The sequence below is a fragment of the Streptomyces sp. NRRL F-4489 genome, from assembly GCF_001509485.1.
Classification (GTDB): domain Bacteria; phylum Actinomycetota; class Actinomycetes; order Streptomycetales; family Streptomycetaceae; genus Streptomyces.
Genome location: NZ_LLZI01000002.1, coordinates 23375 through 36518 on the forward strand (window position 1 = coordinate 23375; position 13144 = coordinate 36518).

Annotated in this window: 13 protein-coding genes; 7 read left to right on the forward strand and 6 right to left on the reverse strand. The window is 72.1% G+C overall.

Annotation, left to right across the window (positions count from 1 at the left end; translation table 11 throughout):
- Window positions 1–22: 22 nt before the first annotated feature.
- Both ADL22_RS01305 and ADL22_RS01310 read right to left on the reverse strand, forming a co-directional pair.
- Entirely contained in the window at window positions 23–238 is a 216-nt protein-coding gene (locus tag ADL22_RS01305; protein WP_066972866.1) for an MbtH family protein, read from the reverse strand.
- A 37-nt stretch (window positions 239–275) separates the two neighbouring features.
- Window positions 276–602, reverse strand: coding sequence for a hypothetical protein (locus ADL22_RS01310; RefSeq protein WP_066972868.1), 327 nt, complete (start codon window positions 600–602; stop codon window positions 276–278).
- A 402-nt stretch (window positions 603–1004) separates the two neighbouring features.
- Here ADL22_RS01310 and ADL22_RS01315 point away from each other — a divergent pair, with 402 nt between their 5' ends.
- The 5 genes from ADL22_RS01315 (at window position 1005) to ADL22_RS01335 (ending at window position 5850) form a co-directional block, all read left to right on the forward strand.
- On the forward strand, window positions 1005–1538 hold the full coding sequence (locus ADL22_RS01315; protein WP_066972870.1) for a GNAT family N-acetyltransferase: 534 nt from the start codon (window positions 1005–1007) through the stop codon (window positions 1536–1538).
- A 79-nt stretch (window positions 1539–1617) separates the two neighbouring features.
- A complete protein-coding gene (locus ADL22_RS01320) occupies window positions 1618–2727 on the forward strand; it encodes a DegT/DnrJ/EryC1/StrS family aminotransferase (RefSeq protein ID WP_066972872.1) in 1110 nt (369 codons plus the stop codon).
- A 14-nt stretch (window positions 2728–2741) separates the two neighbouring features.
- The gene (locus ADL22_RS01325; RefSeq protein ID WP_079063763.1) at window positions 2742–4094 is read left to right on the forward strand and encodes an NDP-hexose 2,3-dehydratase family protein; all 1353 of its coding nucleotides are present in this window, start codon (window positions 2742–2744) and stop codon (window positions 4092–4094) included.
- A gap of 88 nt (window positions 4095–4182) precedes the next feature.
- Window positions 4183–4782 (forward strand): dTDP-4-dehydrorhamnose 3,5-epimerase family protein, encoded by a 600-nt coding sequence (locus ADL22_RS01330; RefSeq protein ID WP_107116196.1) that lies wholly within the window; start codon window positions 4183–4185, stop codon window positions 4780–4782.
- A 75-nt stretch (window positions 4783–4857) separates the two neighbouring features.
- Window positions 4858–5850 carry a Gfo/Idh/MocA family protein gene (locus ADL22_RS01335; RefSeq protein ID WP_066972876.1) on the forward strand — a complete coding sequence of 331 codons (993 nt, stop codon included), beginning with the start codon at window positions 4858–4860 and terminating at the stop codon, window positions 5848–5850.
- 123 nt (window positions 5851–5973) lie between these two features.
- Here the strand turns inward: ADL22_RS01335 and sbnB are convergent, their stop codons facing one another.
- From sbnB to ADL22_RS01350, 3 genes are read right to left on the reverse strand one after another with little or no spacing between them, the layout of a single operon-like run.
- Complete coding sequence (gene sbnB, locus ADL22_RS01340) at window positions 5974–6960, reverse strand: 2,3-diaminopropionate biosynthesis protein SbnB (protein WP_066972878.1); 987 nt, start codon at window positions 6958–6960, stop codon at window positions 5974–5976.
- Entirely contained in the window at window positions 6954–7982 is a 1029-nt protein-coding gene (gene sbnA / locus ADL22_RS01345; protein ID WP_066972880.1) for a 2,3-diaminopropionate biosynthesis protein SbnA, read from the reverse strand. The genes sbnB and sbnA overlap by 7 nt, the downstream gene beginning before the upstream one ends.
- Before the next feature lie 4 nt (window positions 7983–7986).
- Window positions 7987–9498, reverse strand: coding sequence for a 4-hydroxyphenylacetate 3-hydroxylase N-terminal domain-containing protein (locus ADL22_RS01350; protein ID WP_324615493.1), 1512 nt, complete (start codon window positions 9496–9498; stop codon window positions 7987–7989).
- A 303-nt stretch (window positions 9499–9801) separates the two neighbouring features.
- On the opposite strand from ADL22_RS01350, the gene ADL22_RS01355 reads away from it, so the two are divergent.
- Complete coding sequence (locus ADL22_RS01355; protein WP_234430497.1) at window positions 9802–10956, forward strand: sensor histidine kinase; 1155 nt, start codon at window positions 9802–9804, stop codon at window positions 10954–10956.
- Between the two features lie 118 nt (window positions 10957–11074).
- On the forward strand, window positions 11075–11779 hold the full coding sequence (locus ADL22_RS01360; RefSeq protein WP_066972883.1) for a hypothetical protein: 705 nt from the start codon (window positions 11075–11077) through the stop codon (window positions 11777–11779).
- A 65-nt stretch (window positions 11780–11844) separates the two neighbouring features.
- On the opposite strand, the gene ADL22_RS01365 is transcribed toward ADL22_RS01360, so the two are convergent.
- Entirely contained in the window at window positions 11845–13110 is a 1266-nt protein-coding gene (locus ADL22_RS01365) for an activator-dependent family glycosyltransferase (RefSeq protein WP_066972885.1), read from the reverse strand.
- Between the last annotated feature and the right edge of the window lie 34 nt (window positions 13111–13144).

The following is a 13144-nucleotide window of genomic DNA, read 5'->3' on the forward strand; positions in this document are numbered from 1 at the left end:
GGCGGGCACCCCAGGGGCCCGGTCAGCCGGCGGCGGACCGCTCCATCCGGCGGCGCAGGCTCAGCGGCCGCATGTCGGTCCACACCGTGTCGATATGGCGCAGGCACTCCTCGCGGCTGCCTTCGGTGCCCTCGGCGTACCAGCCGTCCGGCAGCGGCCGGTCGGCCCACCAGATCGAGTACTGTTCCTCGTCGTTGCGGACCACGCGGTAGGTGTGGTCGCTGCTGCGGTCGTCCATGCGGGATCCCAGGGTCGGGGGCGGGCGGGCCGCCGGTTCAGCTCTCGATGATGCGGCGGACCTTCGCCTCGAACTCGGCGGTGGTGCCGTTGCGTTCGGCGATACCGGCGATGTGCTCGGCGATCTCCCGGAAGGTGCGGCCCTCGAAGCCCTCCAGCTCCTCCAGGACCTTCATCTCCAGCTCGTTCTCCAGGTCGAGCAGGACCTGGACCATGGAGAACGAATCCAGGTCGCGCAGCTCCTCCGGCTCCGGGACATCGGGCTGCTCGGCGCAAATGGTGGCGGCCGTCCTGCGAATGACCTCGGTGAATTCGTCGATGAAGGCCGGCGCGCTGCTGTCCTTGGCCGTCGCGTTGTCCAACATAATTTTCGCCTACGCTCCTTGACCGCTCGCGCGGTTGAATTCTTCCGCCATCGGGCGGGCATGTGCCGAAACCGAAGGGAAATCCGGCGGCTATCGGGCCCGACCGTAGTGCGGGCCGCGGCGGAGGGTCAACGAATCACTACCGGCTTTCCGCGCGGGCGTCCCGCCGGCGAGACAGCCGCCGCACGTCCTTCCTGGTCAGCCTTGACCCCCGGTCGCGGGCCTGCCTACCGTCCGGTGATTCCCCTGCCGTGCCCGGCGGCGCTACCGGCCGGAATATCCCCGGCCGCCGCATTGCCGCCCGCATTCCGGCCGGTATAGAAAGCGGTACGGGAAATCAAGGGATTTGCAGCGACGGGCCGGCGGGCCGGTTCATCCACCGTGAAAGAGGCGTAAAGGCCCATGTTGTTTCCGCACACCGAGACCCGGCAGGTCGCCCTGCGCCCGGCCGGCCCCGAGGACGCCCCCGCGGCCTACGACATCCTCTTCCGGCTCGGAACCCCCGGACTTCCCGTCCTGGACCGCTACGCCAAGGATTTCGGGGCCGGGCTCTCGGCGTGCTTCCTGGTGCACCGCAAGGACACCGGCGAGGCCGTCGGACTGAGCACGATCTCGGAGCCCACGCCCGCCGGGCACCTCCGCATCGAGGTGCGGCTGGCCGGCGCGGAAAACGCCGCGCTCGCCGGTGAAGTGCACGCGCTGACCGCCAACTTCGCGTTCGCCATGTGGCGGGTCCGCAAGGTGTACATTCACCGGACGTCGCCGGACGCCGGCGCCCTGGGTTTCGGGGCGGAGCACTCCGCGATGGTGCGCGCCGAGGCGGTCCTGCCCGACCACACGTATTTCCACGGCCAGTTGTGGGACGTCCACATCTTCGCCCTCCACCGTGACGACTGGAACGCGCACGGTGCGGCGCTGCTCAAGCAGTTCGTCTGAAACGGCCGGGCGGCGATCCGCCTCCCCACGGCCAACTCTTCAATCCTGACGGCAACCCTGTTGGAGGTGACGTGCCGCGATGACCCAGCATGTGTGGGGTTACCTGCCGGAGTACGACAAGGAACGCGCGGACATTCTCGACGCGGTGGACACGGTGTTCAGCTCCGGGCAGCTGGTGCTGGGGAAGAGCGTCAAGGGCTTCGAGCGGGAATTCGCCGACTACCACGGCCTCGCCCACTGCGTCGGTGTCGACAACGGAACGAACGCCATCGTCCTGGGCCTGCGCGCCCTGGGCATCGGCCCCGGCGACGAGGTGATCACGGTCTCGAACACCGCGGCGCCCACCGTCGTGGCGATCAACGCCGTCGGCGCCACCCCGGTGTTCGTCGACATCCACCCCGAGACGTATCTGATGGAGGTCGACCAGGTCGCCGCCGCCATCACCCCGCGCACCCGCTGCCTGCTGCCGGTGCACCTGTACGGGCAGTGCGTGGACATGGCGCCGCTCAAGGCGCTGGCCGTCAAGCACGGCCTGGCCGTACTGGAGGACTGCGCGCAGGCGCACGGCGCCCGCCACCACGGCACCCTCGCCGGCACCATGGGCGACGCCGCGGCGTTCTCCTTCTACCCGACCAAGGTGCTCGGCGCGTACGGCGACGCCGGCGCGACGGTCACCGACGACCCGGCGGTGGACGCCCGGCTGCGCCGGCTGCGCTTCTACGGCATGGAGGACCGCTACTACGTCGTCGAGACGCCCGGCCACAACGCCCGTCTGGACGAGGTCCAGGCCGAGATCCTGCGCCGCAAGCTCACCCGCCTCGACGCGTACATCGCCCGCCGCCGGGCGATCGCCGACCGGTACGCGGACGCCTTCAAGGGCACCGACCTGATCACCCCGCGCACGGCCCCGGGCAACGACCACGTCTACTACGTCTACGTCGTCCGCCACCCGCGGCGCGAGAAGATCATGGAGGGCCTCAAGGCCCACGACATCGCGCTGAACATCAGCTACCCGTGGCCGGTGCACACCCAGTCCGGTTTCGCGTACCTCGGCTACGGCAAGGACGCGCTGCCGGTCACCACCAAGGTCGCCGACGAGATCTTCTCGCTGCCGATGTACCCGTCGCTGACCGACGCGGAGCAGGAGCGGGTCATCGACGCGGTGTTCGACGTCATGGGAAGGCTCTGACCGAGGTGACCCTCATGTCCACCGCCGAGTTCCACGCCTGGTGGGCCGAGCGCCGCCGGGCGGGCGGATTCTCCGTGGAGCGCATCCCGTTCGCCGACCTGGACTCCTGGGGCTTCGACCCGGAGACCGGCAACCTCGGCCACACCAGCGGGCGGTTCTTCACCGTCGAGGGGCTCCAGGTCCGCGCCGGCGGCAGCGGCGGCGCGGAGATCTGGTCCCAGCCGGTGATCAACCAGCCGGAGATCGGCATCCTCGGCATCCTGGTCAAGGAGTTCGACGGCGTCCTGCACTGCCTGATGCAGGCCAAGATGGAGCCGGGGAACGCCAACACCATCCAGCTCTCGCCCACCGTGCAGGCCACCCGCAGCAACTACATGAAGGTGCACCGCGGCGCCGGCACCCGGTATCTGGAGCACTTCACCGGGCCGCAGCGCGGCCAGGTGCTGGTGGACGTGCTCCAGTCCGAGCAGGGCGCGTGGTTCTGGCGCAAGCGCAACCGCAACATGGTGGTGCTGGCCACCGGCGACGTGCCGCTGCACGAGGACTTCTGCTGGCTGACCATCGACCAGATCCGCGCGCTGATGGCGGTGGACAACCTCGTCAACATGGACGCCCGCACGGTCCTGTCGTGCATGCCGTTCATGCTCCCGGACGAGGCGGTGGCGCCGACCGGCGACGCCTTCCGGGACGCGCTGGTGCGCTCGTACCAGTACCAGGGCGCCGCCGAGAGCCGGTACGTACCGGACACCGCCGCCGGCATCCTGAGCTGGTTCACCGAGGCCAAGACCCGGTGCGACTGGACCGCCCGGCTGGTGCCGCTGGACGCGGTGGCCGGCTGGAAGCGCGACGACTGGGAGCTGACCGACGAGGGCGCGGAGAACTTCCGCGTCATCGCGGTCCGGGTCGCGGCCGGCACCCGGGAGGTCACCCGCTGGACGCAGCCGCTTTTGTATCCGCGCGGGGAGGGCCGGGCGGTGTTCGTCGCCCGCGCCATCGGCGGGGTGCTGCACCTGCTGGTGCGGGCCCGGCCGGAATACGGGCTGATGGACCAGGTGGAGATGGCGCCGACGGTGCATCTGCACCCCGGGCAGGGGCCGGAGGCCATCCAGGAGGACGCGCTGCGCGCCGCGCTCGCGCCGGGCGGCGGCACCATCCGCTACGACCAGGTGCTCTCCGAGGAGGGCGGCCGCTTCCACCACGCGCTGACGCGCTATCAGATCATCGAGGTGGGCGAGGACTTCCCGCTCGACGTGGAGCCGCACCTGTGCTGGATGACGGCCCGGCAGCTGACCGACCTGCTGCGCCACGGCCACTACCTCAACATCGAGGCCCGCTCCCTGCTGACCTGCCTGCTCAGCCTGTGCTGAGCGGGCCCGGCGGTGATCCCTGGCGTGCGACCGACTGCGAGCTTTCCGAGACTGGTGGGCCATGTTTGATGCGGCACGAGTAACCGAAATGTCAATCAAGGGGGCGTATCGCATCGTCCCCAACAAGATCCCGGATCTGCGCGGTTCGTTCTTCGAGGCGTTCCGGGCCGAGACGCTGACGGAGATCATCGGCTATCCGTTCACGGTCGGGCAGGCGAACTACTCCGTCAGCCGCCGCAACACCATGCGCGGCATCCACAGCACCTTCCTCCCGCCCGGCCAGGCCAAGCTCGTCACCTGTGTGCGCGGCGCGGTGCTGGACGTCGCGGTGGACCTGCGGGTGGGCTCGCCCACCTTCGGGACGTACGACATGACCCCGCAGGACGAGGAGTCCGGGACGGCGGTCTATCTGGCCGACGGGATCGGCCACGCCTTCCTGACCCTCACCGACAACGCCTGCATGAACTACCTGTGCTCGGAGGCGTACGTCCCCGGCACGATGATCGAGGTCAACCCCCTCGACCCGGACATCGGCATCCCCTGGGGGCTCACCGAACCGCCGGTGATGTCGGAGAAGGACGCCTCGGCGCCCACCCTGGCCGAGGCGGTGTCCCAGGGACTGCTGCCCACCTACGAGGAGTGCCTGGCCCACTACGCGGCGCTGGGAAAGGGCGCGGCCGGCGCCTGACGCCCCGCGCGCCGCAGGCGACCGCTCCCCTCTCCTTCCCACCCATGCTTCCCACGCTGAGCGGAGTTCTCCCACATGTTCAATAGCACGAGCGACCGACTGCGCATCGGGATCATGGGGTGTGCGGATATCGCCTGGCGCCGGACGCTCCCGGCCATGGAGGGCAACGCCGCCGTGGCGGTCACGGCGATCGCCAGCCGGGACGCGCGGTCCGCGACGCGGTTCACCGACCGCTTCGGCGGGGTGCCGCTGGAGGGCTACGGCGCCCTGCTGGAGCGCGCCGACGTCGACGCCGTCTACATCCCGCTGCCCGGTCTGCTGCACGCCGAATGGGTCTCGAGGGCCCTGGACGCGGGCAAGCACGTGCTGGTCGAGAAGCCGCTGACGGCCGGCTACGAGGACACCCGCCGGCTGGTCGCCCGGGCCCGCGAGCGGGGCCTGGTGCTGCTGGAGAACTACATGTTCCTCTACCACTCCCAGCACACCGCCGTGCACAAGGCGCTGGCCGAGGACGCCATCGGGGAACTCCGCGGCTTCTCCAGCGCGTTCACCATCCCGCCGAAGCCGGTGGGCGACATCCGCTACCAGCGCGAGGTGGGCGGCGGGGCGTTCCTGGACTTCGGCGGCTATCCGGTGCGGGCCGCGCAGTTCTTCCTGGGCAGTGAGCTGAAGGTGGCCGGCGCGGTCTTCCGGCACGACCGGGAGCGGGGCGTGGTGATGTCCGGCAGCGTGCTGCTGTACACCCCCACCGGCGTCCCGGCCCGGCTGACGTTCGGTATGGAGCACTCCTACCGCAACACCTACAGCCTCTACGGCTCCACCGGCCGGATCGTGCTGGACCGGGCGTTCACCCCGCCGGAGACGTACCAGCCGGTGATGCGGGTGGAGCGGCAGGACCACAGCGAGCAGTTCGTCCTGCCCGCCGACCACCAGTTCGCCAACGTCATCGACACGTTCGTGGAGGCGGTGCTCGGCGGCCAGGACGTCGCCGAGCAGCAGGAGGGCTCGCTGCGGCAGGCCGCGCTGATCGAGGACATCCGGCAGGCCGCGCTCGTGGTGGACATCTGAAAGCCCCCGACGCACCGACGCCGGCTGCCGTGCCTCCCGACCGAGAAGGTCGAGGGGGAGACGGCAGCCGGCGTTTTCGCGCGTACGAAGCGAGCCGGAGCGGGCCGGGGCGGTGGCTGCGGCCTACGGCAGGAAGCCCTCGACGCGGACACCCGTGCCGCGCGCCGCGGCCTCGTCGCGCACCCAGCGGGCCAGCGCGAGGTCCAGGATGCCCAGGCCGAACGGCGAGAAGACCGCGGTGCGCGCCGGGTCGCGGCGGAAGTCGGCGGTCCCGCGCAGCAGCGCGCCCAGCGACGCGTCGATGAACTCCCGCCCGCCGGTGGCGAGTTCGGCGAGGTGGAGGGTGGTCCGCTCGCGGCAGACGTGGTCGGCGTCGTCGACGACGTTCTGCGCGCCGAGCACCGCCTCGACGGTCAGGTCGCGGAGGGAGACGTGCAGCACCGTCGCCCCGGGCGCGCAGGCCGCGAGATCGAGATGCGGCTCCACGGCCGAGGTCGCCAGCGACACCAGCGGCTGGGCGGCGAGCGCCTCCTCGACCCGCTCCGCGACGGTGAACGTGACGCCCGGCGCCACCTCGCCGGCCCGGTCGGCGAAGGCCGCGGCCCGCGCCCGGTCCAGGTCGAAGACCACCGCCTCGCGCAGCGACGGCAGATGGGCGGCGGCGAACCGCAGCACCTCGTGGTTGATCGGGCCGGTGCCGATCAGGGCGATACCCCGCGGCGGCTCCGGGACCAGCTCGGCGGCGGCCAGCGCGGCGGAGGCCGCGGTGCGCTGCGCCGAGATCAGCGACGCCTCGATCAGCGCCTGCGGGGTGCCGTCCGCCATGGAGTTCAGCAGCATCGCGGCGCTGGCGCGGGCCTTCCCCTCGGCGACGTTCCCGGGGAAGCTGGCGATCCACTTCATCCCGGCGACCGCGTCGTCACCGCCCACGTAGGCGGGCAGGCCGATGATCCGGTCCCGGGCGCGGTCCGGGAAGCGCAGGAACACCGAGTGCGGCAGCGCGGTGCGGCCCTCGTCGTGCAGCCGGTAGGCGTCGGCCACCAGCGACAGGACCCGCTTCTCCTGGCCGTGCAGCAGGTCCCGGACCTCGGCATGGCGGATGATCAGCAAGAGACGGTCTCCTTCGGGTCGGGCGAGGCCGGTTTCGTCCACAGGTGCGCGACCTCGCCGAAGTGGTGCCGCACCCAGGCGTCGGAGTAGATGGTGTCGAGGTAGCGGTCGCCGCCGTCCGGCAGGACCAGCACGCAGGACGCCCCGGGCTCGATGTCCGGCGCGGCCTGCTCCAGCGCGGCCACCAGCGCGCCGGAGGAGCCCCCGGCGAGGATCGCCTCGTGGCGCACCAGCCGGCGGCAGCCGACCACCGCCTCCAGATCGCTGACGTGCAGCACGCGGTCGGCGGCGGCGGGGTCGAAGAGGGCCGGCACCACCGCGGCGCCGTGCCCGGGGATGAGCCGGGGGCAGACCGCCGGCGAGCCGAAGATCCGGCTGCCGACCGCGTCCACCGCGACCACCGTCGTCGGCAAGCCCTGCGCGCGGACGTACGCGGCGCAGCCGTTCAGCGTGCCGGTGGTGCCGGCCGCGCAGAAGAGGTAGTCCACCGCGCCGCCCAGCGCCTGGTCGATCTCCCGCATGGTCTCCAGGTGGGCGCGGGGGTTGAACGGGTTGCCGTACTGGCCGGGGACGTAGGAGTCGGGGATCGCCGCGGCCAGCTCCGCCACCCGGCGCAGCCGGCGCGGGAGGTACTCGCCGGACGCCGGGTCGGGCTCGGTGACCAGCTCGACCTCGGCGCCGTAGGCGCGCAGGATCGCGCGGTTCTGCTCGGTGGTGCGGGCGTCCACCACGCAGATGAACCGCAGGCCGTAGTAGCAGCAGATCTGGGCGATGCCGATGGCCAAGTTGCCCGAGCTGGACTCGATGACCGTCGTGCGGCCGGGGACCGCCTCGCCGGTGCGGATGGCCTCCCGGAGCATGCTGAGCGCCGAGCGGTCCTTGATGCTGCCACCGGGGTTGAAGCGCTCGACCTTGGCGAACACCCGGAACGGATAGCCGAACGCGGCGGTGAGCCGGTCGAGTTGGACCAGCGGGGTGTCCCCGACCGTGGCGAGGATGCCCTTGAGCGGTTGCGCGGCCACCGCGTCAGCCCCCGGTGGCCAGGCGCGGCAGGTCCTCCGGGCCGAACATGTCCGGCCGGGTCCAGCCGTCGAGGTCGTACTCGGACATGCACTGGTCCGCGAAGCCCTTCAGCGCGTCGGTGCGGCCGCGCGCCTGGTAGCTGAGCAGGGTCTGCACGCGGATGCCCTCGTGGTCGCCGCCGTAGTTCCGCTCGTACAGCTCGTGGCGGCCGGCGAACTCGGTGCCGACCGCGTCCCACAGCAGCTTCAGCAGCTTGACCCGGTCCACCGCCTCCACCCCGCGCGAACCGCGCAGATAGCGGTCGAGGTAGGGGCGTATCTCGGGGTTCTTCCAGTCGCTGGAGTGGGAGTTGAGGTAGATCAGGCCGCTGCCGACGGTCTGCTGGATGATCTCCCGGATGCGGGGGTAGCCGATGCCCATGAACGTGCGGTACGCCAGGCCGTAGTCGAGGTTGGGCTGGACCGCGCCGTTGTGCCACGGGGTGGGCGACTTCGCCATCGCGTCGGACATGCCCCAGAACATGTCGCGCCAGTTCAGCACCTCGCCGATCTGCGCCTGCACGCCCCGGAAGCCGGACGTGCCGGTGACCTCCACGGCCTTGAGCAGGCAGCCGGCGATGAAGTCCAGCTTGACCGCCAGGCGGGTGCAGCCGTGGAAGGTGAAGCGCTCCAGGAAGCCCGAGCGGGTGGCGAACGCGTTCGCCGACACCGCGTCGTACATGAAGACGTTCTCCCAGGGCACCAGCACCCGGTCCAGGACCATGATCGAGTCGTTCTCGTCCAGCCGGCTCGACAGCGGGTAGTCGAAGGGGCTGCCGAGCAGCGCGGCGTGCATCTCGTAGGAGGTGCGGCAGAACAGCTTCAGGCCGGGGGCGTTCATCGGCACGGTGAACATCGCGCCGAACCGCTTGTCGCGCAGCGGCAGGCCCATGTGCGCGATGAGGTTGGCGTTGGTCAGCGCCGAGGACGTCGCCACCACCTTCGCGCCGGAGACCACCAGCCCGGCGTCGGTCTCCTCCTCGACGTGCACGCAGACGTCGGCGGTGCGGTCGGCGGGGCGGTCGCGGTCCACCGGCGGGTGGACGATCGCGTGGTTGAAGTACAGGACCCGCTCCTGCGCCTCGCGGTACCAGCGCAGCGCGTTGTCGCGGAACGGGCCGTAGAAGTCGGCGTTGGCCTGGAGCGTGCCGAAGAACGCGGCCTTGTAGTCCGGGGTGCGGCCCATCCAGCCGTACACCAGCCGCTGCCAGGCCACGATCGCGTCGCGCGCGGCGACCAGATCGTCGGCGCTGCGGGCGGTCTTGAAGAACGGGTGGGTGAAGCCGCCGTTGCCGGTGTCCGTGGGCACGCTCAGCACCCCGCGGGACTCCGGTGCGTGCAGCACGTCGTAGAGCTGCGCGAGCGAGCGGGAGCTGTTGCGGAACGCGGGGTGCGCGGTGACGTCCTCGACCCGCTCGCCGTGGATATAGACCTCGCGCCCGTCCCGGAGGGATTCCAGGTATTCCGCACCGGTCATGGGAGCGACACCGTTCGGCGCGTCCATATTCGTACCTGACGCTTTCGTCAACTCGGTCTTCTCTCGCAGAAAGGGCGCCGGCCCGAAAATCGAGGCCGCGTCGGTGGCGGGGAAGGGAAAGCACAATCCGGGCCGCGGGAAAACCGGAGAGAATTCTCCGTCCCGCCGGCGAGACAGGGCCGGACGTGCACGATGCTGTCCCAGCGGCGCCGTTCGAGACGAAAGTCTCCAACCGTCCGACCAAGGTATCGTCCACCGTCCGTCCAGGCCGCGGGAAGAGATCAGGCCGGTAAAGTCCCGGCCGTGCCCGCCAACGTGACCGCTCCCGCGCCCGTCCGGCGGAGTCCCCGGGACTGGACCGTGGACACCGTCTTCTTCCTGCTCGCCGTGGCCTACGGCGTGTTCAGCGCGAAAAGCCGCGGCCGGGCCGGATTCGACCTCGGCGGGGTGAACTGGCTCTACGTCGAGCAGATAGCCGCGGTCGCCGGCTGCCTGCTGCTGTGGCTGCGGCGGCGCCGGCCGCTGGAGGTCGCGCTCGCGCTGATCGTGCTGTCCGTGCCGTTCGAAATGGCCTCCGGCGCCATGCTCGTGGCGCTGTTCTCGGTCGCCGTCCACCGCCCGCCGCGCACCACCGCGGCCGTCTACGCGGTGAGCCTGGTGACCGTGGTCTCGGATGCGGTCATCCGCCCGGCCGAGGCCCGGCCGGGCTGGCTGTTCTTCTTCCTCTTCGGCGCCCTCGCCCAGGGCAGCGCGGTCGGCTGGGGGCTGTTCGTCCGCCACCGCCGCCAGCTCCTCGAACGGGTCGCCGCCGAGGCCGAGTTGCGGGTCGAGCAGGCCCAGCTGCGGGCCCGGGAGGAGGTCGCCCGGGAGATGCACGATGTGCTCGGCCACCGGCTGTCGCTGCTGAGCCTGCACGCCGGGGCGCTGGAGTACCGCCCGGACGCCCCCAGCGAGGACATCGCGCGGGCGGCCGGGGTGATCCGGCAGAGCGCCCACCAGGCGCTCCAGGACCTGCGCGAGGTGCTGGCCGTGCTGCGCGCGCCGGCCGCCGCGCTGCCCCAGCCCACGCTGGCCGATCTGCACCGCCTGGTCGCCGAGTCGTGCGCGGCGGGGATGCGGGTACGGCTGGTCAAGGAGATCCCGGAGGCGGTGCCGGACCTGATCGGCCGGACGGTCTACCGGGTCGTCCAGGAGGCGCTGACCAACGTCCGCAAGCACGCCCCCGGGGCGGTGGCCCGCGTCGCGGTGACCGGCACGGCGGGGGAGGGGCTCCGGGTCGAGGTGGCCAACGGCCCGGCCGGCGCCCGGTCCGCCGGCCGGCCGGGCGGCCCCGGGGGGCACGGTCTGGCGGGGCTGGCCGAGCGGGTGGCGCTGGCCGGCGGGCAGCTGGAGTACGGCCCGGCCGCGGACGGCGGCTGGGAGGTCGCGGCGGTGCTGCCGTGGCCGCGGGAGGGGTAGGACCGCCGGAGCCGGACCGCCGGGCGGCGGGGCCGTGCGCCGCGTACGGACGGACTTATCGATGCAAGGGGCGCCCCCGCGCGGGGTTTTCCGATCAACGAGTGGGAGTGAGCTAGCTGTGCCGAAAGAGCTGAACCCGAAGACCGACCAGCCCACGGTCGTCGCCGAGCCGCTGCTCGGGCAAGTCCTCGTCTGTCTCGTCTTCGGACTGATCGGGGCCGGGCTCGGCTGGCTGATCAAGGTGGTCGCGAAATGGCTGGTGACGCTCCCCTGGGCGCCGATGCAGGGCCCGGCCAAACTCGTCGCCTCGATCCCGGAGCCCGGCCTGACCATCGGCGCGATCGCGGCCGGCGGCCTCATCGGGCTGATCGGCGGGGCGGTCATCAAGTTCAGCGAGCTGTCGGTCAGCGTCGACGACGACCGGGTGGTGCTGACCCGCAAGGGCGAGCCGCGGGAGTACCCCGCCCGCGAGGTGGCGATGGCGTGCCTGGACGGCAAGCAGCTCGTCCTGTTCGGCCACCGCACCGAGGAACTGGCCCGCGAGGACTGCGACCAGGACCGCCGCCGGCTGGCCGTGGCCTTCGCCGCGCACGGCTACAAGTGGGCCGAGGAGGACCCGTACAAGAAGGAGTTCCAGCTCTGGGTGCCCGGCGGCGGCAAGCTGTCGCCGCAGGCCAACACGCTGCTCAAGGCCCGGGAGGAGCTGCTGAAGAAGCCCGGGTCCGGCGACCAGCTCCGGGAGCTGCGCGGGGAGCTGACCGAGGCCGGGGTCGTCGTACGCGACAAGGACAAGCGGCAGTACTGGCGGGCGCTGAGCCGGTGACGCCGGCGGGGCGGCGGGGCAGCCGCTTTCCGGCCGCCCCGCCGCCCCGCCGCCCGCCCGGTCGCTCAGCCGCGCGCGGCCGCCGCCCGCTCCACCAGCTCCCGGGCCACCTCGTTGGCGGACGGGACGGCGTGCAGCTCGGACCGCAGGTCCGCCGCGCGGGTCCGGAAGGCCGGCTCCGCCAGCAGCCGCAGCAGGGCGGCCCGGACGGACTCCCCGGTGGCCCGGGTGGCGTGCGTGGTCAGGCCCGCGCCGTGCGCGGCCAGCCGCCCCGACAGCAGCGGCTGGTCCACGTCCCAGGGGAGCGCCAGTTGGGGCACGCCGTAGAACGCCGCGGTGGTGAGGGTGCCCACCCCGGCGTGGTGGATGACCGCCGCGCAGGTCGGCAGCAGCGCCTGCATCGGCACGTACGGCACCAGCCGGGCGTTGGCCGGGACCCGGGCCAGCCGCTGCCGGGCCGCGTCGCTGACCGTCGCCACCAGCTCGATGTCCAGGTCCGCGACGGCGTCGAGGATGTCCTGGATGTCGACCGGGTACGGCAGGCCGTGGTCGCTGACCGTCAGACCCAGCGTCAGCGCCACCCGCGGGCGGGCCGGCGGCTCCCACAGCCAGCGCGGGACGACCGCCGGGCCGCCGTACGGGGTGAAGCGCAGCGAGCGGTAGTCCAGTCCGGGCGCGTGCACCTGGAGCGACGGCGGCAGCAGATCGATGCTGAACTGCCCGGTGACCATCTCCTCGGAGAACTCCGCGCCGTAGCGGTGCGCGTAGCCGCCCAGCCACGCCGCCAACGGGTCCTCCCCGCCCGGAGCCGCGTCGGCCAGCCGCCGGAAGTGCTGCCGGGCGATGCCGTACACGTCCGCGCCGATCAGCATCCGGGCGTGCGCCGCGCCGGTCGCCGTGGCCGCGATGGCGCCCGCGAAGGTCAGCGGCTCCCAGACGACCAGATCGGGCCGCCAGTGCCGGGCGTACTCGGTGAGCGCGCCCGCCAGCGGCGCGTTGGTCATCTTGTGCGCGGCCTCGATCCGGACCCGGTACGCCTCGCGCAGCCACTCCAGGGTGATGTCGCCGGGGGCGCGCTCGGCGGCGTCGTACGGCTCGGCCAGGCCCGGCGCCAGCCGGGCGCCGGCGCCGGTGAGCCGCCCGGCGACCTGCCACAGGTCGCGGTCGCTGCCGACCGGTACGGCCGTCAGCCCGGCCTGGGTGATCGCCTCGGTCATCTTCGGCTGGCAGGCGACCCGCACGTCGTGGCCCGCGGTCCGCAGCGCCCAGGCCAGGGGCGCCATCAGCAGGAAGTGGGTGCGCTCGGGGTAGCAGGTGAACAGGATGCGCATGGTGGTCGGTTCCGTCTCTTGCGTCAGCGGGCGG